Origin of the sequence: Klebsiella sp. CN_Kp113, from assembly GCF_040064585.1 — a bacterium.
Lineage (GTDB): Bacteria > Pseudomonadota > Gammaproteobacteria > Enterobacterales > Enterobacteriaceae > Klebsiella > Klebsiella michiganensis.
Genome location: NZ_JBEAID010000026.1, coordinates 108,832 through 132,749 on the forward strand (window position 1 = coordinate 108,832; position 23,918 = coordinate 132,749).

A 23,918-nucleotide genomic window follows, 5' to 3' on the forward strand; every position below is an offset into this window, starting at 1 on the left:
TTAATCATGAAAATGACAATAATATATGCACTACTATCCGTATTTTTTGGAGTATATGGAACAACGGCCAGTGCCAGTAACACAAATCAAGTATCACAAAATTTAGAAACTGCGATTCCCCAACAAAAGCAAATAGTTATCGGCAATTGGGACGAGTTCAACTCAAGAAAAATTGACAGACTCATTCAAGAAGCAAAGCAGAAGCCTGCGCATTCTTTATATGCTGTTTTTGATTTTGACAACACAACAGCTTTTCTGGATATCGAAGAGGCAACGCTTATCTATCAACTAGAAAACCTTAAATTTTCGATGAAACCTGAGATATTGAAAGAGATAATTTACAAAGATATACCGCCTTCAAACTTTAACTCGGATTATAATAATAAAAATCATCAACCGGTTAATATAAACCTCATTGGTCAAGACATTATTGATAGCTACACATGGCTATACAATAATTACAGCGGATTTGCGGGTAATAAAACGCTTGATGAAATTAAAAAAAATTCCAATTATATGAATTTTATAGTGAAAATGAGATATTTATATGATGCAATCGGTGGGTCATTCGACCATGAGGTATCTTATCCATGGGTGACGTATCTCTTTTCTGGCATGTCCAAAAAAGAAGTAGCTGATTTAGTGCACGATACTATTGAGTGGCAAAATAACCAGCCTATCGGAAAGGTGACATGGGTAAGCCCAGCAGATATGGCAGGCCGAGCTGGTATCGTATCAGTAACATGGAAAAATGGATTCAGGCTGATCCCAGAAATGCAGACATTATATAAAAACCTACAGCAGGCAGGTGTTGATGTTTATGTCATTTCCGCTTCTGCTTTAGATGTGATAAAAAGCATCGTTACTACAGAAAAATATGGTTTTTCTGTTCCTGAGTCTCATGTCTATGCAATGCATCCCTTATATGATAAAGAAGGTAGATTGACTCACAGCCTCGATCCATACTATCCCCAGACGCAAGGTAAAGGTAAAACCGAAACTATAAAGAAATTTATACAACAACATTACAAAAATACAGGACCAATATTAGTTGCTGGCGATAGCGAAGGAGATCAAAACATGATGTCCGACTTTAATGACACAAACTGTGTTCTTATTATTAACCGGCTACGCTCATCTGACACAATTATCGGTGAGTTATCAGCTAAAGCCGTTCGTGACTATAATAAAGATGATGCAAAAATATTATTACAAGGAAGAGATGAAAATAAAGGGGAATTTTTACCATCACAAAGTAGCATATTGATGGGCACTAATAACAAAGTATCTTTACCATAGGTATCGACTTACAGCAATGCCTCTTACTTGAAACGGGGGCATTGCTAGTGAAATGATATTAATTACTTTAAATATAACATCATGACCTTGTCATAGTACATTATTTATAATAACGCCTGACGTTGATATTTTTAAAGGATTAAAAATCATAATACTACGCAGTATAATCAAACATTCCTTTTTAAGCATGAACATATTAAATCCAGCGACTTTAATAACAACATTCAATTTATGACATAAGTCCTCTATACAACATCCATTGTTTTTTCATAAAAACCTGAGGTCAAAGAATAACCATTTTCATCCAGATTATTAAACACATCCAAAATTCCGTTAGTTGTATAAACCAACAAATGTGTAAATACTTCTATTTTATTATTTTCAATAACCAAATAATCCACACCAAGTTTTACCGATAATATCCTGTTATTTAGACATCCCCTGATTTCTTTTGGACTATTTGTCACCCAGCGAACTTGATTATACTCAATCGAAAACGGAAGTGTTAGATCATTACTTAACCATAGTTCATCAAATTTAGACCAGGCAATAGAGATTACCTCACCTCCATCAAAGTAGATTCTTATGGGTAAATCATTCCAGGGTTCCCAGTCATCAAAATAAATCTCGGCCGTTTCATACTTGATAATTTTTTTACCAAGCAATTTAAAAAAACAAGTATATATATTGTTAACTTTATTCATACCTTGAGCCTCATATCCTGAAGACTTAAAACCAGGCTGATATTAAAACATACTCATCCAGACACGCTGGTCTTTACAATCATCTTAACGAATTTTTGGACGTCCCATTCTTTGATATCTGAAACTTGCCCATCGCCGATTTCGATCAAACGAAGATTGGATGAAGCTGTCTCAACCATATCTATTGAGAAAAAAGGGGAGCCTATATGCTTCGCTATTTCATGAACAATAGCAGGGATAACATCATCAGCAGAGTAGACATTTCCATAGAATGAAAAATATCTACGTTCTGTTTCGGGTTTTAGGTCCTCAACCTTTCTAAGCACGACACCACCCTCTATTTCTCCGCGATATTGTTTAATATGGGCTAAAATCCCCTGTATTTCCTCGGCATTTTTCGCTATCGAACCACGCGATGTCGTAAGTGATTTAACATAGTCTTTAACAAAATATGAAGGCCATTTTAATCGTGATGTGATTTTTTCGAAATCATCATTCTCAGTAAGTAAAATAGTTTCAGGTGTATAATCACTACATGATCCGTACCAGCCCGTAATATAGTGGCAAGAAGCGTAATCATCAGGAGAAACTAACATTTCCGCACTATGACTTTTAACAGTATTGTATAATGTTTTATATTCTTTCTGTTTAAGCATCCAGCCTCGCCAAATAACTGGTGCATGCGCCTCAAGGTTTCCTGAAAGTTTAATTTTGCTATCTAATAAATGCTGTGATGATAGCAAAACACATTTTACTCCGTTGTCACTTGCACAGTTGAATTCATCCTCATAATTTTCATCAACTCTATTCAGATTAAAATAATCACTTGGGTAAATTATTTGCATGAAACCTATCCTTTTCTTAATATTTGTCTATATTATGGGTAACGTAACACTCTATTGGCAGTGATGTATAATTTATATACTCGCCTGTTTATCTGCTCGGAGTGTGTTAAATGACTTAACGCCGGGGGGATTATTCACTGACGTCTTTACAGAGCCCGCTTCGAAATGCATTAGCCCTCACCTGAATGATGAGTATTTGAAAGGATATTTATTGAGCAAAGGACGGACTTTAGATGTAAAAAAGCCCGTATAAACGGGCTTTTTGTACTACTTTATGCACTATAAAATCAAAACCATTCTTTAAGTTATTGATTTTATTTAGAATTTGGCGGAAGCGTAGAGATTCGAACTCTAGAACCCTTTCGGGTCGCCGGTTTTCAAGACCGGTGCCTTCAACCGCTCGGCCACGCTTCCAATGAGGCGCACTATAAACACCTCTGTTCAGGCTGTAAAGCACCAATTTATTCAACTGCCTTAAAATTAAACAAAAACGCGTTATTCGTCTGAAATTCAGGCAGTTTGCGCAGATTTTCAGCGCAAACCGCCCTCTTCGCGTTAATGTTTTTTGATGTACATATCTTTGGTGTAGTAATACCCCAGCTTATCCGGCGTAAATCCCCCTACCCATGGCTTGACCAGATGGGTGCGCACGTAGTGATAGACCGGAATGGCCGGGACATCCTGACCTAACAGATCCTCCGCCTGCTGGTAGAACTTGCCCCGTGCCGTCGTGTCAGAGGCTTTTGCCGCATTGCGCAGCGCCTCATCGTAGGCCGGGTTGCTGTACTGGCTGGTATTTTCACTGTCGCCGGTGCGGAAGTTATTGAGAAACGTCGCGGCGTCGTCATAGTCGGCTATCCACGCGTAGCGCACGGCGTCAAAATTATGCGTATGCATGGCGTCGAGCATGGTCTTCCACTCCTGGTTTTGCAGCTTCGCCTCAACGCCAAGGTTCTTTTTCCACATTGAGCTGGCGGCGATGGCAATTCGCTGGTGAGATTCGGACGTGTTATAGAGCAGATTAAAGACCAGCGGATGGGTCTCATTATACCCGGCTTCGCTTAATAGCTTTTTCGCCTCGGCGATACGCTTATCGCGTGGCCAGCTGGCGTACTCTGGATTGTGCAGCTTTACCCCGCCGATGTCAGGCTGGCTGATAAGCCAGGCCGGACGCTGCCCCTGCCCCAGCACCTTCTCCGCGATAATGTCTTTATCGAGGGCCATATTCAGCGCCCGCCGTACGCGCGGGTCGTTAAACGGCGGCCGGGTAGTGTTGAATTCGTAATAATAGGTGGCCAGCTGCGGCGAAACATCCAGCTGATCGCCCATGGTTTTTTTGAGCTGGGCAAACTGATTAATCGGTACCGTATACACAATATCGATCTCTCCCGCCTTATAGCGGTTGACGTCGGCGGTTTCAGAGCTTATCGGCAGGTACGTCACCTTATTGATGACCGTATGCGCGTTATCCCAGTAGCGCGGATTGCGCTCGGCCACAATGCGCTCATTCACCACCCACTGCGACAGCTTATAGGGCCCGCTGGTTACGATATGCTCCGGTTTGGTCCATTTGTCGCCGTAGCGCGATATCAGCACTTTATCGAGCGGAACCAAAGATGGGTGCGCCAGCATCGCCAAAAACGCCGCATTCGGCTGAGTTAAGGTGACCTCAAGGGTGACATCATCTATCGCTTTGACACCCAGCGTCTCGGGCGCTTTTTGCCCCTGCGCGATCTCCGCCCCGTTGACGATATGCATATTGCCGGGATAGCTCGCGTAAGGCGACGCCGTTAGCGGCGACACCAGACGCTGCCAGCTCCAGACAATATCCTGCGCCGTGATCGCCGTACCGTCGGACCAGGTCACACCGGGACGCAGGTGGAACGTCCAGACGGTGTTGTCCTTATTCTCCCACTTCTCCGCCAGCCGGGGCTCAATCTCTCCTGTTGGCGATACGCTGACCAGCCCTTCAAAAAGATCGCTGATAATGTTGTTTTCAACGTCGCTTTCCACTTTATGCGGATCCAGCGACGACGGTTCGCTGCCGTTATTTCTGACCAGTTCTTGCTTTTCGGCCAACGCCGTTCCCGGCGGTACCTGAGCGGCCAGCGCCGGGATGACCATGGAGAACAGACCGACGGCCACCAGTACGCGTGTGATGTGATTATATTTTTGTATTTTCATATCCCTTGCCTTTGTTACGCTTCGTGAGTACCCTCTCCAGAGTTAGTCGCAGAATGGCTATAACGCAATATTTTTCAGTGAGTTATCAGATTTCGATCTGACTCCGGAAGGCGAACAAATAAAAATGCCACTTATTCTTTTTTTCCTGGAATAATGTGCTGCATTCAGCCCGCTGACTTTGAGTAAAGATGGGTAAAAGCATTAGGGCTTAGGCCCTGTTTTTTTTATGCTTCGTTATTAATTACATCTGTCATAAGAGAGTGACTCATGGATCGTATAATTACATCGTCGCGAGACCGTTCATCGCTACTTAGCACGCACAAAGTTCTGCGGAACACCTATTTCCTGCTTAGCCTGACGCTGGCATTTTCCGCTATTACGGCGACGGCCAGCACGGTGCTGATGCTGCCTTCTCCGGGTCTGATTCTGACGCTGGTCGGTATGTACGGCCTGATGTTCCTGACCTATAAAACCGCGAATAAGCCAACGGGTATCATTTCCGCGTTCGCCTTTACCGGTTTTCTGGGCTACATCCTGGGGCCAATGCTTAACGCCTACCTGTCTGCGGGTATGGGCGATCTGATTGGCCTGGCGCTGGGCGGTACCGCGCTGGTGTTCTTCTGCTGCTCGGCCTACGTGCTGACCACCCGTAAAGATATGTCCTTCCTCGGCGGAATGCTGATGGCGGGCGTGGTGGTCGTGCTTATCGGTATGGTTGCCAACATTTTCCTGCAGCTGCCGGCTCTGCATCTGGCGATTAGCGCGGTGTTTATCCTGATCTCTTCAGGCGCCATTCTGTTTGAGACCAGCAACATCATCCGCGGCGGTGAAACCAACTACATCCGCGCGACCGTTAGCCTGTACGTCTCGCTGTACAACATCTTCGTCAGCCTGCTGAGCATCCTTGGCTTCGCCAGCAGAGACTAATCCTCTCCCCGTCTGTACTCAGGCCCCGCTTATGCGGGGCCTTATTTTTTGCTACACTGCCGCCATTTTCAGCGGTATGTGAAGAATCATGTTTATCTTTGAAGGCAATGAAATAGAGACCGATAGCGAAGGCTATCTGAAGGACACAACCCTGTGGAACGAAGCGATGGCGGCCGTTATCGCTGAACAGGAGGGCATCAGCCTGTCCGTTGAGCATTGGGAAGTGGTGCGCTTTGTGCGCGACTTTTATCTGGAATTTAACACCTCACCGGCGATTCGTATGCTGGTGAAGGCCATGGCGAACAAGTTTGGCGAAGAGAAAGGCAACAGCCGCTATCTCTACCGCCTGTTCCCGAAAGGCCCGGCTAAGCAGGCGACAAAAATCGCCGGACTGCCTAAACCGGTTAAATGCATCTAATACAAAATGGCGAATTTCTGCCACTCTCTGGTGGGCTGATGGGGCTCGGTCAGAACCCTGTCCACCCGCGCGCTGCGCGGCCCACCGGCCTTCAGCCAGGCAATAAGTTTCTCCACCTGGTCCGGTTCTCCGCAGGCCAGAACCTCCACGCCGCCGTCGTCGAGATTGCGCGCGTATCCCGTTAATCCCAGCTGCAGCGCCTCGCGCTGGGTCGAATAGCGAAACCCGACGCCCTGAACGGAGCCGTATACCCACGCCATCGTGCAAACCGTTGCCATGTTCCCCCCTTTTCGGCCAATGACTCAATACAGAGGATAGCAAATTCCGTCAACGTACATGCTTAGGTAATAATCCATAGTGCTGACGAAAACGGGCGCTAAAGCGCGAGCCTGACAGGTAGCCGCTGCTTTGCGCAATGTCGCCAATGGGTCGCGACGTCGACTGTAATTGCCCCAGCGCGTAGGCCATACGGACCTCTTCCACGATCTGGCGGAAGCTCCGGGACTCCTGCTGCAAACGACGGCGCAGCGTCGATTCGCCAAGAAAGAGCATTTTAGCCACTTTCGCCACGCTCCACGCTTCGGCAGGCGACAGCATAATAATTTGCCTGACCTGACCGGTTATGTCCTCGCGCCGCTCGTTGAGCAGCGGCCCGGCGTAGCCAGCCTGATACAGCGCCAGCAGCAATCCCATCGCCTGATGGTGCTGCAGCTCGGCGCTGAGCCCCTCCCGTACCGCCCGCAGGACGCTTTGCCACATAAACGACATTTCCGGCGCCAGCGGCGCGCAAAGCGACGTCAGACGACCGGTCTGCGGCTCGCTCATATAGCGGTGCTTAAAATCCGCCAGCAGTTCCGGCGTGAGAGAGAGCAGGTCGGAGCAAAACAGCCCGTTTTCCGGCTGATTAATCACCTCGAGCTCAACCTCGGCGGGCAAAATAATCAGTTGCTGCGGCGTTGCCAGCATCTCGCTGGCGCCCTGCACAATGACCTTACTGCCGCGGTTTACCCGGCAGATCGCGGGCGAGAACAGCGTGACGCGGTGCAGTTTGCATAAACGACGGGTAGTGATTTCCGCCGCCGTTAACGCGTTATGGTGAAAATGGATGTTCCGCATCATGCCGCCCTTTTTATTATCTTCCGGCCAGCGCCGTTAACTGCGCGCTGGCGATAGCGTGGCTGTGTAACATAAATCCGACTAACGCCCCGCTGGCCTCGCCATCAATGGGCAACGTCGGGGTATCAAGCGCCCATACCGTAAAGCGGTAGCGATGCGGTTTATCTCCGGCGGGCGGACACGCGCCGCCAAAACCCGCATAGCCAAAGTCATTGCGCCCCTGTATCGCCCCGGCGGGCAGTTTAGCGTTATTTTTGTCTCCGGCGCCAGCGGCTAAGCCAGTCACCTGTTGGGCAATATTCACCACCGTCCAGTGCCACCAGCCGCTCCCGGTCGGCGCATCCGGATCGTAAGCGGTCACCGCGAAACTGCGGGTACCCGCCGGAGCATTTTTCCAGGCGATCTGCGGTGAAATATTGCCGCCGGTGCAGCCAAAACCGCCAAACCAGTGCGTCTGCGCCAGCGTCTGGCCGTCGCGCATATCCGCGCTGCTGACGCTAAACGGCGCGGCAATCACCGTCCCGCTCATAATAACCATCATCGCGGCTGCGACCTTCAATCCTGTTTTCATCGTATTTTCCTCCGTAAGGTGAGGAAATACTGTAAGATCCCGGCATGTTTTTTATTGTGCCAAAGCGCCTGCGTTTTGTGCCGAAACGCTCACTTGTCGATACCAGTGGAATGGTGCTTGCCTCAGCCACTTGTGCTAACCTACGCGCCATTTTTTCGGTGCCGACATTCCCGTTGCTTAAAGGTAGCCCCATGACAGACTCCATTTTCCCCCGCTTAGTGTTAACCAAAGGACGCGAGAAATCCCTGCTGCGTCGCCATCCTTGGATCTTCTCCGGCGCCGTCGCCCGGATGGAAGGTAAGGCTCGTTCAGGTGAGACCATCGATATCGTTGATTCGCAGGGAAAATGGCTGGCCCGCGGCGCCTATTCGCCGTCTTCACAGATCCGCGCCCGCGTCTGGAGCTTCGATCGCAGTGAAGCCATTGATAACGCCTTTTTCGAACGTCGCCTGCAGCAGGCGCAAACCTGGCGCGAGTGGCTGGCGGCCCGCGACGGGCTCGATAGCTATCGCCTGATAGCCGGTGAGTCCGACGGCCTGCCGGGCGTGACCATCGATCGTTTTGGCGACTTTTTTGTACTGCAGCTGCTGAGCGCCGGTGCCGAATACCAGCGGGCGTCGATTGTCAGCGCGCTGCAAACCCTGTTTCCGAACTGCGCTATCTACGATCGTAGCGACGTCGCGGTGCGTAAAAAAGAGGGGCTGGAGCTGGCGCAGGGGCCGGTTGTCGGCGAACTGCCGCCTGCTCTGCTGCCGATTACCGAGCACGGTATGCAGCTGCTGGTAGACATTCAGGGCGGTCACAAAACCGGCTATTACCTTGACCAGCGCGACAGCCGCCTGGCGACCCGTCGCTACGTCGCTGATAAGCGCGTGCTGAACTGCTTCTCCTATACCGGCGGTTTTGCCATCTCCGCGCTGATAGGCGGCTGCCGTCAGGTTGTCAGCGTTGACACCTCGCAGGAGGCGCTGGACGTCGCAAAGCAGAACGTTGAGCTGAACAAGCTGGATCTGTCTAAAGCGGAGTTCATCCGCGACGACGTCTTCAAGCTGCTGCGGAAATATCGCGACGCCGGCGAAAAGTTTGACGTGATTGTGATGGATCCACCGAAGTTTGTTGAAAACAAAAGCCAGCTGATGGGCGCCTGCCGCGGCTATAAGGACATCAACATGCTGGCGATTCAGCTCCTGAATCCCGGCGGCGTCCTGCTGACCTTCTCCTGCTCCGGCCTGATGACCACCGATTTATTTCAGAAAATCATTGCCGATGCCGCCCTGGATGCCGGACGTGATGTACAATTTATAGAACAGTTCCGCCAGGCTGCCGACCACCCGGTGATAGCAACCTACCCCGAAGGGCTGTATCTGAAAGGGTTTGCTTGCCGCATCATGTAACTTGAAAAGTGGAGAATCGGCCCGCATATAGCAGGTAATCATGTCTCCCAGGAGGTGCTTATGATAGCCAGCAAATTCGGTATCGGCCAACAAGTTCGCCACACGCTTTTGGGCTACCTGGGCGTGATCGTCGATGTCGATCCCGAGTACTCGCTCACGGAGCCGGAAGAGGATGAAATCGCCGCTAACGACGAACTGCGCCTTGCGCCCTGGTATCATGTGGTGATGGAAGACGATGATGGCCAGCCGATTCATACTTATCTCGCAGAAGCGCAGCTGAGCAGCGAGCCCAGCGACGAACATCCTGAACAGCCGTCGCTGGACGAACTGGCCAGAACCATTCGCCAGCAGCTGCAGGCCCCTCGATTGCGCAACTAGTCATTTGTGGGTTTTACGCCTGGATACCGCCAGGTTTAAAACCCCGCTGGCTATTTTCATCTCCTCCTTGCCGCCGCGCATACGGCAAATAGGATAAAAAATAAACGCCGCGCTTTTTTAGTTAATAAACACATATACCTACCTGACTCACTCCGCTTATCACCGCGTTAAAAAATCAAAAACGAAGCGAGAAATTCCTCACGCGCAATAACATGACTTTTTGCGCAAAAAGACCAGCCGCAAAAAAAGATCTACCTGGCTTAAAAAAACAATAAAAAAAATCAATTTATATTGACTAATATGAATTACAGGTTTTAGATTACAAATCGTAATTTATAGCAGGAAAATAATCCTGGCAATGTTCGATAAGTTGCCAACAGAAAGCATATTATTGATTATTAGACGCGTACAATATCCATTCAATAATATTTTCAACTCATTGTTTTAAAAGGGTAACAATGAAGAGGAATAATCACTCGCTGCTCCGCGATGAAATTTTAAGCAAAGTCGTGAAGCCCACCGATCATATTGAAAAATTGATTGAGATAATCGCTAAAGAGCATACGCCCTGCACCATTAGCAAAAAACGCAACATCAGCCTGACGCGGAATGGTGAAAGACAGTGCCTCATTTTATTCGACGGGAGCGTGGCGTTAAACCGCATAAGCGATGGGATGATCCTTAATGCTGAAAGCGCACCGTTTATTTTTGGCGCCAGCTGCCAGCTGGCATATACCCGCCATCTGTATGTTAAAACGAAAGAAACATCGCGCTTACTTTTGATTCCACAACGTTTTTTTCATGAGCAGGTCGTCAAATATCATCTCTGGCAATCGCTGGCGATGCTGCAGGATTATAGTTCGGCCAAAGTCTATGCCCATTGCATGACGATATCACAACTCTCCGCATACGAAATTATACGTAGCCATCTGCTCGAACTTATTGATGAACCAAATGCAATTAAAAACAACATCACTGCCGTGAATTATATTATGGACCACTCTTTTTTGTCCCGCAGCGGCATCATGCGGGTATTATCGAAGCTGAAGAGTGACGGCTATATCCATTTATCGCGCGGCATCCTGACGGATATTATTGATTTGCCGGAAAAGATGAACAGGCTTTATTCAAAATCCGGGCCCGCGCAGCCAGCAGAATGAGTGAGCATACCGCTTATTTTTTATTCTGCGCCGTCGCGGCTAACGCCTGGCAAATCAGGCGACTGTACCGCCCGTCGCGCTGCTGCTGTTCACTCCAGCGGATATTGGGCAGCTTCATTTCACCAGAAATGCGCCGGCTGCTGAGCGCAAGCTGCTGAAAAAAAGGCGCCAGCATCGCGCCGCCGGGTACCGTCCGGGTTTGAAACACCGGGCTGCCGTCGACATAGCGATACGCCAGCGCGTTATCCGGCACCAGCGTGGCGGCAAACGCCTGCTGCGCATAGCTGGCCCAAAAGGTGGCCGCGCTATAGCCGCGAGAAACGTTGCTCTCGCAGGTAACCTCCCCGGGTGAAGGCACGACTCTTTCCTGCGCGGGTCTGAAGGTATTTTCCATCCAGCGCGCCATACCTTCCAGGTACCATTTCTGTTTAAAAACCCCGTAGCCGTATTGATACAAATGAAATAATTCATGCGCTGGCGTAATGTTGCGCGCCGGCCGCAGCGCGGCGTTAAGGACAATTTTTAAGCCGCAGGGCAGCGCCGTTCCGTCACCCATGGTTTCTGCCGCCACCCGATCGAAGGCCAGGCCGTGACCTTTGGGGAGCGTCAGCAGGTAGATGTTGATCTGTCGGGCCTGGCGATAAATTTTCTGCTGCAGCGGCGAGCGCAGGCCCAGCAGCGAGGTATAGAGATATTTCGCAGCCTGGAGCTGGCTCGCAATGTCTTTCACGACATCCGGCACGCCCTCGCCGGTACTATCCTGCGGATATTGCAGGGCGTCCCTACCCTGCAGGCTGTAGTAAATATGAAAGTCATCCACGACGTGCGCTTTTTCCAGGCTATGCCCATGAAGCAAAGAGCCGGGAACGCAGCGGGAAACCTGCACCACATCGCGCGCCAGCAGCGGCGAACAGCAGCAGGATGCCAGCAGGAGCGCGATGACTCGCCTCATCGCCACGCCTGAGGGCCGCGGGAATAAAAAAGGCGCTGACGGTTAGCCAACGTTAACCGCCCGAGGACGCTTTTTTTCCAGCCCGTTTCCGCGCTCCGCGCCGGCATCCAGCTGACGCTCGCTTGTCTGCAGCCATGCCGTCCAGCGTCCGGCGATAGCGCTGCCGTAGTAGCGCTGGGCGTTGCGCAGCGCGGCCTGCTGCATACTTTGCTGCAGCGACTTGTCGGAGATAACGGCGATCAGCGCCGCCGCCAGGGCCTCCTCATCGCCGCAGGGCACCAGAATCCCCGCCTCCCTGTCCTGCAGGATGTCGCGCGGACCGTACTTAATGGCAAAGCTAATCAGCGGCGTACCGTAGGCCATCGCCTCCACGGCGGAGAGAGACTGCCCCTCCTGAGTCGAACAAAGTACCGTGCAGCAGGCCGTTTTATGCGCCTGCGCGATGTCGGAGGTGAAGCCGTTGATATGGATCGCCTTCTCCAGCCCCCACTCCGCCACCCGCGCGCTTAAGCTGCGCCGCAGCGGCCCGACCCCGTAGGTGTGCAGCTGCGCATCGGGGATCGCCGTCAGCACTTTACGAAAGGCGTTCAGCAGCAAGGCATGCTGCTTCTCTTCCGAATAGCGCGCCAGATAAATGACCGTCTGCGACGGCGCTTTCTGCGGGTTCGCCGGAATATTGCCGTTATCGAGATGATTGGGGATTACCGCCATCCGCGCGGCCGGGAAGCCCTCCAGCTGCAGGTCCTGCCACTGCTCATCGGTGAGGACAATCAGCCGATCGACAAGCTCCGGCTGTTCGAGGATATGCCGGTAGGAGCTTTTCAGCGCGCCGTTAGACAGCTGATGATGGGAGTGAATAATCGCGCTCAGCGTACACGCCATGCGCTGTGCGGGCCGCGAGCAGACGAAGCTTTTCCACGTTTTATTTTTATCGACGATAAAATGCCAGCGCCCTTTTTCCGCCAGCCGGGTTTCCAGCATCCACGCATAAAACGCCTCTTCCTGAGCAAAGCGTTTGACTTCGCCGCCCGCCAGGGCAATTTCAAGATGGCTTAGCTGCACGTTGCCCTTTTTCTCGTCAAAGCTTTTGCGCAGCAGAATATTGCCGGCGCTATCAATATAGTCTTCGATGATTCTCCCCTGCGGACGCAGCAGGAAGTTGTGTTTACCCACCGCGACATCCGCGCCGGGATTGACGGCATGCCTGAGCTCGATATTGCCCACCAGCGGCGCCAGCGCAGCGATCGCGTTCATCTCAAAGCAATCGCTGAGCCACTCATAGAGGTTATAAACCGGCACCTCTTCGGGCAGCGCGCCGCGTGCTTTCAGCGCCCGCACCGCTCTGGACAATTCGGGATTCCACGTCGCGGTAACTATCCAGGGCACGGTGCGCAAATGTTCGGTAAAGAGCTTCGCCCGCCGCATGGCCGCCACCTCAATACCGTTGCCGACGTCGCGCAGCGTCTCCAGCAGAAAAACGGGGATCGCGTTATTCGACGGCGGCGCGTCGTCCTGCGGGAGCAGCGGCTTTTTTGCCGCTAAATGGTATTTCTGATAGGCGATAAAGCCGGAAAGGTAGTGCTCGACGTCATCGATACGCACGCGGTAGCTGTGGTGGCGAATAAAGAAGCTGTTGACGATCCGTGCGGGATTTTTAAAAAACATCGCCAGCTCAGGCCAGAAGAAGCCGTTCAGCAAATAGCGCGCCCGAACTTCCAGCGCCTGCCAGAACTTCTGCTGGTCAAAATCCGCCAGCAGATGGCGATGCTCGGGCGAAGCGTCCAGACGGGTCACCATCTCAGACGCCGCCATCATTAATTCCAGCAGCGTGGGATAGGTGGTGACGCGATGCAGCACAAAATCAAGATGATCGCGCACGTTGTTCAGGCCAAAGCGAAAGTACTTCTCTTCCGGGCGAAAGCGGGTTAACTCGTTAACGCAGTAGCTCAGCCAGTGGTCATGGTGCTGCCAGTGCTTATTTTTAATGAAATAGGCGAAGGCTTTTTCCACCATCTCCAGCCACTGCGGCGCTTTGGTCAGGCCGTACAGGCGCATAAGGGCAAAAGCCGCTTCGCCATCGTAATAAATGATGCGGAATTTGGCTTTCAGCGACAGATCGTGGCTATTCAATACGTGAACAAACTGGCCGCTGAGCGGATCCTGCATAAAGGCAATGCCGGTCGCCAGCTGCGCCATCAGCGGCAGATATTGCCGGTCTCCGGTCGTTTCGGTGTATTTCACCAGCGCCAGGATACTTACCGCGTTACCGCCGAGCTTGATCTCATCGCCCACGTCGCAGAGAAACGCCGCCTCGCGGCCATCGTCCAGCGTCCTTACTTCAATCAGCGTGTTAACCAGGTACGCAATCGCGCGGTCTATCGCCTGACGAACCGACGGCTGACGGGTCGCTTCCCAGCCCTCGATCAGCGAATAGGTGGAGCTGGCGTGGCGCAGCGCGTTATAGGATCGGACCGGGCGGTCGAAACAGGGAAACCAGCCGTAATGGTAGAGGCCGTCTTGCTTTACCTGACGGGCCAGATAATCGGTGCCTTTTTTAATCACCTCGGCGAGGCACTCGTCCTGCCAGTTTTCCCCGATAACGCGATAGCCGGAACCTCGCCCGCTCTGCTCCATCACTTTTGACCCAAAACGATCGCAGAAGATCCCCTGCGTTTTAAAGCGCCAGAGCGGCTGCTGCGGATCCTGCGGCCAGCTAAGCGTCTGTTTAAACCGCCGCCGGGCGTAGTTTTCCAGATTGACGCTATTCGGCGCCACGACGCCGTTATCGCCATCGTAGAGCAGCGCGTTGCCGGCAATTTCCTGCTCGAGCATTGCGCAATTAAACTGCGGGTCAAACGCGAGGCCAAAGCGAAAATAGTTACGCTTGGTGACCATGAATTTTTCATTGAGGGATTGCCAGCTGAGCTTTTCCACGCTGTCCACGACGTCAACCCGCAGCCACTGCGGTTCGCGGTCCTGTTTTTTACGCCACTCCTGCAGCGCCCTGGCCCCCGCCAGCCACGCGAGATCGAAGCTGGTACCGCGAGAAATATGCATATGCGCGCGTGATTGGCCATCGCTGACGCTAAAGAAGATTACCCATGCCGGATAGTCAGAGGGCAATACGGTGGATTTTAATTTTTTCGCCTGAAAGCAGGCTTGTTGCAGTAAATCACTTAGCGCCATCTTCCCCTCTCCGTTTATTCAAGAATGCGTTGAATGTTTAAAAATTATTATCAGAGACTGCAAACAAACCCATTTTAGATATTGCGCCGATGGCTCGGCCCGGCACACTCCCCGGAGGCGGCGCTCAACGCGTCTTGTCCGGGCTGGCGGACCGCAAACGGCGATGGCCCGTAGCCGATAAGAAGCTCGCCCGTTGATTAACGTTCCCTTAAGGCTTCTTTTGCCCGATTAAACGGTTTGACCAGATAATCCATGACCGTTTTTTCGCCGGTCTTAATATCAACGGTGGCAATCATTCCCGGGCCAATTAAAAAACGCTTGCCGCTTTTATTTTCCAGGTAATCATAGTCAGTGCGAATAAACACCCGATAGTAGTAAACATCCGGTTTAGCTTCATCCTGAGTGGTATCCGGCGATATGGTTTCCACCACGCCGTTCAGCGCGCCATAGATGGCATAATCATAGGCGGTAATTTTCACCAGCGCCTGCTGGTCAGGATGAATAAAAGCGATATCACGAGGTGAAATCCGCGCTTCGATTAATAACCGGCCATCGACCGGAACAATTTCCATCAGCTCGCCGTTGGGCGCAATAACCCCACCAATCGTATTGACCTTAATATTTTTAACGATCCCCTGCACCGGCGAACGGACGGTTAAGCGCGTGACCGAATCGGCGCGCCCCTTTATCACTTCCGCCAGGCTGGCCACGTCGGCATTGGCTTTTGACAGCTGTTCACGCGCGTCAACAAAATAGCGAGTATTGAGATCGATCTTTTTAAAACTAATATCCGCGACCTGCTGGCGAAGACGCAGCACTTCGACATTGCTCGCCGCCCCGGTTTTCGCCAGCCTTTCGGTGATGGCCAGTTCGCTATTCACCAGTTTTAACGACTCATCCAGCTGGCGCGTCGATTTGCTCAGCTGCTCTTTGCGGCTATGGTAAAGACGCGTCTCCTCCGCCAGCAGCGCGGGCCAGGCTTTCAGGGAGTCGGGAAACGCCAGCGGCTGATTGTTCACCTCGGCGGTTAAGCGAATGCTCGCCGCCAGCGAGGCGCGATATTTCGCCTGGCTTTCGCCGACGTTAGATTCGCTGCGGGTGGGATCGAGGCGCGCCACAACCTGTCCGGCTTGTACCTTGCTGCCTTCCCGTACGTTCAGCTCGGTTAAAATACCGCCGTCGAGGGTTTGTATCACCTGCTCCCGCGAGCTGGGGATCACTTTTCCGGTACCGGTTGAGACTTCGTCCAGTACCGCGAACCATGCCCAGACGCCGCCCACCAGCAGCATAACGGCCAGCAGGAGAATCAGCCGCCGCGATTTAACAATTTTCGCCTCGTCTTCTTCGCTATCCGGCAGCAGCGCCACCGGGTCGTGATCGGCCATCAGGGGGATTTTATTCATATATTCACCACCTGGCCACGGGCTTTCTCTTGCTCAAAAACCGTTGCTTTGGGTTTATCCAGCGCCAGCTGCCCGTCCTGGATAACCAGGATCCGGTCGACGATATTAAGCACCGCCGCTTTATGCGTGGCGATGATCATCGTTCGATCGCCGGCCCACTGCGCCAGCTGTTCCACAAAGGCCTTTTCCGTTCGCTCGTCGAAAAACGAGGTCGGTTCATCGAGCAGGATAATGTTCGGATCGCGCAGCAGCGTCCTGGCCAGCAGCAGCGACTGCCGCTGGCCGCCTGAAAGCCCCAGCCCGCCTTCCATAATGACGTGTTCAAGACCGAGGGGCAGTTTGCGCACAAACTCCAGCGCGCCGCACAGGGTAAGCACCGAGAAGATTTCATCATCCGTCGCCGCCGGTCGCCCGAGGATCAGGTTCTCGCGCAGGGTGCCGTGGAACAGCCGCGCCTCCTGGGTCAGCAAGGTGGCGTTGCGGCGAATATCCGCGAGGTCGATCTGCGGCAGGCTTAAATCATCCAGCCGCAGCTCGCCCGAAACCAGCTCGACGTTGCCCATCATCGCCTGCAGCAGGGTCGATTTACCGGCGCCGATTCGCCCAAGGATGGCGATTCTCTCGCCGGCTTTTATGGATAACTGGTTGATACGCAGCGGGATCGCGGCATCGTTAAGGCCGTAGCGGAATTCCGCCTGCCGGAACTCGTAGTTGCCGTGCAGCACGGCGCGGTGAACCCGGGTTTCGTCCTGCCCCCCTTCGACCGGCAGCGCCATCAGGTTATCAAGGCTGGCCTTCGCCGTTTTCACCTGCTGCCAGCGAGCGAGTACGCCGCACAGCGCGGTCATCGGCGCCACCATGCGGGTCGAGAGCATTGATGCCGCCACCATCGCCCCGGTGGTGATGTCGCCATTAATCACCAGCGGCGCGCCGACCACCACCACCGTGGCATAGAGCAGGTTTTGCACCGACATTCCCCAGCTGACCAGGCCGTGGGTGAGCCTGCGCGTTTTGACCCCCGACTCGGCGGTAATGGCAATATAGCTATTCCACTGATGCAAAAAGCGGCTTTCCGCCTGCATCATTTTGATGTCCTGCAACCCCTGAATGCTTTCCACCAGAATGGCGTTACGCAAGGTATTTTCATGCTGGTTTTTATTGGCCAGCGCCGCGAGCTTGCGCTGCAGCAGCAGGCCGGGCAGGATCATCAGAATCGTTGCCACCGGCGCAATCCAACTTAGCCACGGCGAGACGATAAACAGCACCACCTGAAACAGCAAAAAGAACGGTAAATCCGCCACGATGGTCATCATCGTTGAGGTCATCATTTCGCGCACCTGCTCCAGCTCGCGGATTTGCGAAATAAAGCTCCCCGTCGAGCGCGGTACCGCGCTGTTTTTCAGGCGCAGCGCGTGGCCGAAGACCCGGTCAGAAACGCGAATATCCCCGCGTTTGCCGAGCAGATCCGTGACGTGCCCGCGCATAATTTTCAGCACAAAAGCAAATACCGCCGCCAGCAATACGCCGCTGAACAGGACATACAGAGTGGGATAAGACTGCGCCGGGATCACCCGATCGTAAACCTGCATCGAAAACAGAATACCGCTCAGCGCAAGAACGTTTATGGCAAAAGACGCCAGCATCACGTGCAGGTAGGGGCGAATATCTTTCAGCACAATTTTGCGCAGCCAGTCCGGCTGAAAGCGGGCCAGGTAGCTCTCGGTGCGAATATCCCTTTCCGGTGCTGACGGGCGAAACGCAATGGTCTTTTCAATTTCCGGCAGCAGGGTTTCCAGCGGGCAGTAGCTGAGCAGCGCGAGCTCCTTCACAAACCGCACCCCGACGGCGTTATTAACGTCAAAGCTTTCGAGCACGGCGACTTGCCCGTCGCGCAGCTGGACGACCAGCGGTAGCCGCCAGGCCGACATTTTCTCATCGCCCGGAGATAAAAACTGGCAGTTTAGCCCGGCGTGGCGCGCCAGGTGCCGGAGCGCCTCCGGCAGGGTTTTCTGCGTCGCCCACTCGGCGGCGGCATGCAGCGTGCCGGGAGAAAAGCTTTGTCGATAGTGGTTGGCAATAAAAGCAATCGCATTAGACCAATCGAGCAAATGCGGTATCCCGGCGCGTTCGTTTTGTGAGGTCATGGGCGGATCTCCACGCCCTGGATATTTTGCTTTTCCAGTGCGAACACCGAGCGCATCTTGCCGGTGCTGAACAGGCAGTCCAGCTCCAGCGAACGCAGTTGTGATTCCGTCAGGACCTGGCTAAATCTGGCCTGGTAAATTTCCTGATCGACGTTGAGCAGATCCAGCAGCGGCCGCGAGCCGAGCTTGAAGATACTGATCCTGATACAGCGCCCGGGTTTGCTCACCCAGCTGCTGCTGACGTTTCTGAATCCCCAGCGACTGGGCAAGATTAACCGCTTCATCGCGAGAGGCGTTCAGCTTCTGGCTGGCGTCCAGCTGGGCGGTTTTGATCGCCGCATTCGCCGCCGCCAGACTTTGCTGGGCGGCGTCGCGGGAGGCGGTCATCGCACCGCCCTGATAGATGGGCATTTGCACTTTCACCCAGGCGGAGTATTGCGTTTTATTCAGTACCGCGCTGTTGGCGTAGTTATCGTTGAGGTAATGGGTGACTTCCGGCTCAAGGGAAATCGTCGGCAGCATTTGCGCGTTGGCGTTATCCAGCTGAGCCTGAGCCTGGCCGGCCTGGGCCAGCGCCGCTAATACCGCCGGAACAGAGCGGTAATCGATTTTGGATACCGCGCAGGCGGCGTCCATCCCCTGCGGAAGGTCATCCGTCACCGTGGCAATGCCGCCGATGCCGATATAGGTCGCGAGCGTGGCTTTCCAGCGCTGAAGGGCCGCCTGATATTGCAGGAGCGTAGATTGCGCGCCCTCCACGCGGGTATCGGTCTGCACAACGTCCGATAACGATGACGCCCCCGCATCGTTGCGCTGGCGAATAAGATCGCCAATCTGTTTAAGCGAATCGACCTGCGCTTTAGCGATGTCGACCAGCTTTTGATAGCCCTGCACCTGCACTACCGCCGCGGCGGTGTCGTGAGCGACCTGGTCGATATTCAGCATGACGGTGGCCTGCTGCTGGGCCACGCCGGAGTCGGCGGCTCTGACCGAACTGGACACTTTGCCGAAGTCGTAAAGCATTTGCGATACCGAGACGACCAGCGATGGCGTATATCCGGCATCAGAATAAGTATTACTATAACCATTATTCATACCCGCACTAATTTGCGGGTAATATTTGGCTTTCGCCACGTCAACTTTCTGCGCCATTTCCTGGAGTTTGCTGACCTCCTGGGTAATCGCCGGATGCCAGTTGACCGCATTTTTTACCGCTTTTTTAATATCCAGCGGGCCGGATATTCGGGTCTGGCTATTAATAATCTCTTCATTGTACCCCGCGACCTGTTGGCTATCGGTTAAACGCTGGCTGCTAATATCATTCGGCATCAAGTATGAATTTTCCGCATGACCTGAAAACGGCGGATTCAAAGCAATAAAGAGAGCGGTATAGCCGCAGGTTATGACATTCCTTTTTTGTTTAAATAGACGCATCAAATTTACCCTTCAGAATTCACGCACTGAAAAAACGGATATAATAATTTCCGCATCATTATTTTTATTAAATAACGGTCTGCTATCTCCCGGATCGCTGCCCGATTCATTCCTCCGCAATAAATAATCTGGACGGCACTTCCGTGTGCCGTTCACTATAACGCCGATTAGTTGGAGTTATTTGTATCAAGCAGCTCGTTGAGCGAATTGATATGCACCCCTTCCAGCGTAATTAAGGTTGTTGATTGATGGTCACCGGCCCCGCCGTCGCGGTCGATGGATACCACCGTGTTATTGCCAACGTAGCTCAGGGTCACATAGTTGCCCAGACTGCTGCTGTTCCCATCCCAGTCAACCAGCAGCGCCGACACATCGATATGATCCCCTTGCGCAACCGAGAAATCCTTCCAGGTATCGCTGCCGTTGCCGCCGGTATTGTCATCGGCCAGCAGGTTGTAAACCACCGTGTCGGCCCCGATACCCAGGGTGAAGGTATCGTCATAAGCGGTGCTGTGGATATCGTCGCCGTTCACGCTGCCGGTAATCTGCGGATGCAGATCGATGGTCAGCGTCGCCGCGGAAGAAACGCCATTACTGTCGTTTACCGTGTAGGCGAAGACCTCCTTGTGCGTGATTGTCGACACATCCATCCCTGCCTTCAGACTGTAGGTATAAGAACCATTATTCGCCATCGTCAGGGTGCCATAGTCACCGTAAATTGTGACGCTGCTTCCGGTTACTGCGCTACCGTTGCTGGTGGTGATACTGCCATTACTGTTGAAGGTCCAGGATTCGGCACTGCCAGAGGAAGTATGTCCGGCGACGGTGTATGAGGCATACAGCACGCCATGGAAATCTTCCGTACCGCCCGAGTTGTTTCCGTTCTGGATATTCCCGCTGACGTTGGTTCCTGCCACCGTATAATGCGTTGCGGTATCGAACGTTGTACCGGTGATAGAAGCTCCAACCGTATAATTCGGCGCTGGCGTTAAGAAAGAATCCAGAGTGGCGGTGGCTTTCGAAGCCAGGACCATCTCGTAATTTCCTTCGCTCAATGCCACACCCGTTAGCGTTAGCGTATCCGTAGCGCTAGCTGTTGCGCCGATAATCGTGGTCAGATTTTCTGTCGGTACCCCCTGCCACACCAGAACCTTACTGCCGTCGCCGAGCACATGATAAATACTGACCGTGCTGTCAATCCTGACGGTATTGACCACCGAGCCACTTGCGGTGTAGTTCACATTCACCGAGAGGGTATCCATTTCGCGATCGGCCCCCACGCTAAAGCTAATCGACTTACTCGCTGATACTCCGCCCGTTGTCGACTTACCGCTTGTGTTCAGCCCCGCGGTGTCAATCGCCGGAACATTCACCGTTGCCAGCGCCGTTGCCACGTTCAGCGCAACGACATCATTCACCGCCAGCGAAGCCGGGCTGTCGATATCGATCGTCAGCGTCGTGCTCGCCGTGTGGCCCAGACTGTCGGTTATGGTGTAGGTAAAGACCTCCGATTGGCCGACGCTATTCACTCCGCCGTACGGCTGATAGGTATAGCTACCGTCGCTATGGATGGTCAGCGATCCCCAGGCACCGGCTATCGTCGTTCCGCTGCTGGTGACCGATACCGGATCGGCGTCGGTCACCGAGGTGGCGGTGACGCTCGTCACCTTAATATTTACCCCGGTGTCCGCCACATCGCCGTCGCCATCGCTTTGCAGGACGTTCCCCGTCAGGCTGTCGGTGTGATAGCCCTCAGAGTCGGTGACCGACACGTTGACAAAGGTGCCCAGGTTCAGGTCCAGCAGCGCGCCCAACAGACCGCCGGTATTCGGTGAAGAGACCACCGCCGTGTACGACCCTGAAGGTAACATTGAGGACCAGCCGCCGCCGCTATAGCCCAGGCTGAGACCCAGTCCATTAACATTAATGTTGACGGCGTTGGTCAGAACCTGCACCACTTCGCCGGTCGCCTTATCGACGATAGAGAGATCCGCCGTAAAGGACGATGCGCCACCCAGCAGGCTCAGCAACGTGCTCAGGGCCGCGCCCAGGCTCAGGCCGGTGGTCCCAGAGACAGCGAGCAGCACTTTTTCGTTTGCCCCCGCGGCGACGTCAAAGTCAAAACTATTGCCGTTGAGTAAGCCAACGTTGACGGAACCAAGTAACGAGACGCCGACAAGTTGGCCAACGGTACCGCTTTCTCCGTTGAGGGTATCGAACGTCGCGGTCAGATCCGTTTCCTGAGCATCCGGATTGGCCTGCGCCGGTTCGATGTTGCCGCCGATATTAATCGTCAGGTTAGTCGTCGAGGTATTGCCCGCTTCATCGGTAATGGTATAGCTAAAGACATCCGATTGACCGATAGCGGCCCCGCCTTTGGTCAACTGGTAGCTATAGCTGCCATCAGAGTGAATCGTCAGTACCCCATAAGCCCCGGTGATATTGACGCCAGCGCTGGTCACGTTAACCGGGGTCGATCCGTCGACGGAGTCCGATACCGCGCTGGTGACCGAGATGCCCTGACCGCTATCCTGCATATCGCCGCTGGCTGTGGTATCCAGCACGTTACCTTCAATGGCGCCGACGCTGTAGCCAACGGAATCCGTCACGTCCACGTTGACGAAGCTTGCCACCTGGGCCGCCGCCAGCGCGTTGATCAACGATACCAGGGGGCCGTTACTTTCCGGCGCAGAGATAACCATGGTGTAGTCGCCCGCCGGCAGATTGGCGAAGGAGACCGTGCCGTTATAGGAGAGCCCGCCAAGCAGGCTCGCCGAGATAGAGACGCTGTTTTCCGCAATCGCCACGACTTCGCCGGTGGCCGTATTCACCACCGACAGATCGGCCGTCAGGGTATTTCCTGCTCCCAGCAGGTTGACGATAGTGGTCAGCAATCCGCTCGCCGTCAGCAGCGAGTTGCCGTTCACCGATACCGTCATATCCTCAACGGTTCCGGAACCCACGCTAAAGCGCAGATTTTGCCCGACAGCAGCGAGACATCGACGGTGCTGAGTAACGTCAGGCCAACCAGTTGACCGCTGGTACCGCTGACGTTGTTCAGGTTACCTTCCAGCGCGACAACGTCCGGGCTGTTGCTATCGGGGATGGCCTCGATATCGCTGTCGGAATCCGAGTCGCTGTCAGAGTCGGAATCACTATCAGAATCCGAGTCGCTGTCAGAGTCGGAGTCGCTGTCGGAATCACTATCAGAATCCGAGTCGCTGTCAGAGTCCGAATCGCTGTCAGAATCCGAGTCGCTGTCAGAATCCGAATCACTGTCAGAGTCCGAGTCGCTGTCGGAATCCGAGTCGCTGTCAGAGTCAGCATCGCTGTCTGAATCAGAATCGCTGTCAGAGTCAGCATCGCTGTCGGAATCCGAATCACTGTCGGAATCGGAGTCGCTGTCCGAATCAGAATCACTGTCTGAATCGGAGTCGCTGTCGGAATCAGAATCGCTGTCGGAGTCAGAATCGCTGTCTGAATCCGAGTCGCTGTCGGAGTCCGAATCGCTGTCAGAGTCGGAGTCGCTGTCGGAATCCGAATCACTGTCGGAATCGGAGTCGCTGTCGGAATCCGAATCACTGTCGGAATCGGAGTCGCTGTCAGAGTCCGAATCACTGTCAGAATCCGAGTCGCTGTCGGAGTCAGAGTCGCTGTCGGAGTCCGAGTCGCTGTCAGAATCGGAGTCACTGTCGGAGTCGGAATCGCTGTCAGAATCCGAGTCGCTATCAGAATCCGAGTCGCTGTCTGAATCGCCACGGGTTTAACAGACACCTCAGAGTCATTTAAGATGGCTTAAAGAG

At 53.1% G+C, this 23,918-nt stretch carries 18 protein-coding genes, 1 tRNA gene and 1 pseudogene; 7 read left to right on the forward strand and 13 right to left on the reverse strand.

Annotated features, from left to right (window positions below; all coding sequences use genetic code 11):
- The first annotated feature begins 6 nt into the window (after nucleotides 1-6).
- Nucleotides 7-1,299: a haloacid dehalogenase-like hydrolase gene (locus ABLV30_RS18340; RefSeq protein ID WP_064407432.1), complete on the forward strand. Its 1,293-nt coding sequence runs from the start codon at nucleotides 7-9 to the stop codon at nucleotides 1,297-1,299.
- A gap of 245 nt (nucleotides 1,300-1,544) precedes the next feature.
- On the opposite strand, the gene ABLV30_RS18345 is transcribed toward ABLV30_RS18340, so the two are convergent.
- From ABLV30_RS18345 to ABLV30_RS18360, 4 genes are all read right to left on the reverse strand, one after another.
- Entirely contained in the window at nucleotides 1,545-2,003 is a 459-nt protein-coding gene (locus tag ABLV30_RS18345) for a hypothetical protein (RefSeq protein WP_265800537.1), read from the reverse strand.
- 53 nt (nucleotides 2,004-2,056) lie between these two features.
- Nucleotides 2,057-2,848 carry an ATP-grasp domain-containing protein gene (locus ABLV30_RS18350; protein ID WP_148851918.1) on the reverse strand — a complete coding sequence of 264 codons (792 nt, stop codon included), beginning with the start codon at nucleotides 2,846-2,848 and terminating at the stop codon, nucleotides 2,057-2,059.
- Between the two features lie 326 nt (nucleotides 2,849-3,174).
- A tRNA-Ser gene (locus ABLV30_RS18355) sits at nucleotides 3,175-3,262 on the reverse strand.
- Between the two features lie 141 nt (nucleotides 3,263-3,403).
- Nucleotides 3,404-5,032, reverse strand: a complete 1,629-nt coding sequence (locus tag ABLV30_RS18360) for an ABC transporter substrate-binding protein (protein WP_148851917.1) — start codon at nucleotides 5,030-5,032, stop codon at nucleotides 3,404-3,406.
- Between the two features lie 267 nt (nucleotides 5,033-5,299).
- Between ABLV30_RS18360 and yccA the strand changes: the two genes are divergently transcribed.
- Nucleotides 5,300-5,959: an FtsH protease modulator YccA gene (yccA, locus tag ABLV30_RS18365; protein ID WP_004100829.1), complete on the forward strand. Its 660-nt coding sequence runs from the start codon at nucleotides 5,300-5,302 to the stop codon at nucleotides 5,957-5,959.
- 88 nt (nucleotides 5,960-6,047) lie between these two features.
- The gene (gene tusE, locus ABLV30_RS18370; RefSeq protein ID WP_004849563.1) at nucleotides 6,048-6,377 is read left to right on the forward strand and encodes a sulfurtransferase TusE; all 330 of its coding nucleotides are present in this window, start codon (nucleotides 6,048-6,050) and stop codon (nucleotides 6,375-6,377) included.
- Here the strand turns inward: tusE and yccX are convergent.
- From yccX to ABLV30_RS18385, 3 genes are read right to left on the reverse strand one after another with little or no spacing between them, the layout of a single operon-like run.
- A complete protein-coding gene (gene yccX / locus ABLV30_RS18375; protein WP_004849561.1) occupies nucleotides 6,374-6,655 on the reverse strand; it encodes an acylphosphatase in 282 nt (93 codons plus the stop codon). The genes tusE and yccX overlap by 4 nt on opposite strands.
- A gap of 49 nt (nucleotides 6,656-6,704) precedes the next feature.
- Nucleotides 6,705-7,493, reverse strand: a complete 789-nt coding sequence (locus tag ABLV30_RS18380) for a helix-turn-helix domain-containing protein (RefSeq protein ID WP_014837988.1) — start codon at nucleotides 7,491-7,493, stop codon at nucleotides 6,705-6,707.
- 16 nt (nucleotides 7,494-7,509) lie between these two features.
- A complete protein-coding gene (locus ABLV30_RS18385; protein ID WP_014228676.1) occupies nucleotides 7,510-8,064 on the reverse strand; it encodes a YbhB/YbcL family Raf kinase inhibitor-like protein in 555 nt (184 codons plus the stop codon).
- Between the two features lie 191 nt (nucleotides 8,065-8,255).
- Between ABLV30_RS18385 and rlmI the strand changes: the two genes are divergently transcribed.
- The 3 genes from rlmI (at nucleotide 8,256) to ABLV30_RS18400 (ending at nucleotide 10,996) form a co-directional block, all read left to right on the forward strand.
- Nucleotides 8,256-9,458 (forward strand): 23S rRNA (cytosine(1962)-C(5))-methyltransferase RlmI, encoded by a 1,203-nt coding sequence (gene rlmI, locus ABLV30_RS18390; RefSeq protein WP_148851916.1) that lies wholly within the window; start codon nucleotides 8,256-8,258, stop codon nucleotides 9,456-9,458.
- A 60-nt stretch (nucleotides 9,459-9,518) separates the two neighbouring features.
- On the forward strand, nucleotides 9,519-9,836 hold the full coding sequence (gene hspQ / locus ABLV30_RS18395; protein ID WP_009651933.1) for a heat shock protein HspQ: 318 nt from the start codon (nucleotides 9,519-9,521) through the stop codon (nucleotides 9,834-9,836).
- A 458-nt stretch (nucleotides 9,837-10,294) separates the two neighbouring features.
- Nucleotides 10,295-10,996: a helix-turn-helix domain-containing protein gene (locus tag ABLV30_RS18400; protein WP_032721025.1), complete on the forward strand. Its 702-nt coding sequence runs from the start codon at nucleotides 10,295-10,297 to the stop codon at nucleotides 10,994-10,996.
- A 13-nt stretch (nucleotides 10,997-11,009) separates the two neighbouring features.
- Here the strand turns inward: ABLV30_RS18400 and ABLV30_RS18405 are convergent, their stop codons facing one another.
- From ABLV30_RS18405 to ABLV30_RS18430, 6 genes and pseudogenes are all read right to left on the reverse strand, one after another.
- A complete protein-coding gene (locus ABLV30_RS18405) occupies nucleotides 11,010-11,948 on the reverse strand; it encodes a peptidase (protein WP_148851915.1) in 939 nt (312 codons plus the stop codon).
- Nucleotides 11,949-11,990: 42 nt separating this feature from the next.
- Nucleotides 11,991-15,134 carry a glycosyltransferase gene (locus ABLV30_RS18410; RefSeq protein ID WP_265800533.1) on the reverse strand — a complete coding sequence of 1,048 codons (3,144 nt, stop codon included), beginning with the start codon at nucleotides 15,132-15,134 and terminating at the stop codon, nucleotides 11,991-11,993.
- 197 nt (nucleotides 15,135-15,331) lie between these two features.
- On the reverse strand, nucleotides 15,332-16,537 hold the full coding sequence (locus ABLV30_RS18415) for an HlyD family efflux transporter periplasmic adaptor subunit (protein WP_004849542.1): 1,206 nt from the start codon (nucleotides 16,535-16,537) through the stop codon (nucleotides 15,332-15,334).
- Nucleotides 16,534-18,681 (reverse strand): type I secretion system permease/ATPase, encoded by a 2,148-nt coding sequence (locus ABLV30_RS18420; protein WP_046877472.1) that lies wholly within the window; start codon nucleotides 18,679-18,681, stop codon nucleotides 16,534-16,536. The genes ABLV30_RS18415 and ABLV30_RS18420 overlap by 4 nt, the downstream gene beginning before the upstream one ends.
- A pseudogene (locus ABLV30_RS18425) lies at nucleotides 18,678-20,115 on the reverse strand (TolC family outer membrane protein). The gene ABLV30_RS18420 and the pseudogene ABLV30_RS18425 overlap by 4 nt, the downstream one beginning before the upstream one ends.
- A gap of 167 nt (nucleotides 20,116-20,282) precedes the next feature.
- Nucleotides 20,283-23,054, reverse strand: a complete 2,772-nt coding sequence (locus ABLV30_RS18430; protein WP_064358393.1) for a type I secretion C-terminal target domain-containing protein — start codon at nucleotides 23,052-23,054, stop codon at nucleotides 20,283-20,285.
- Between the two features lie 114 nt (nucleotides 23,055-23,168).
- Here ABLV30_RS18430 and ABLV30_RS18435 point away from each other — a divergent pair, with 114 nt between their 5' ends.
- Nucleotides 23,169-23,882, forward strand: a complete 714-nt coding sequence (locus ABLV30_RS18435; RefSeq protein ID WP_348865638.1) for a hypothetical protein — start codon at nucleotides 23,169-23,171, stop codon at nucleotides 23,880-23,882.
- The last annotated feature ends 36 nt before the right edge of the window (nucleotides 23,883-23,918 follow it).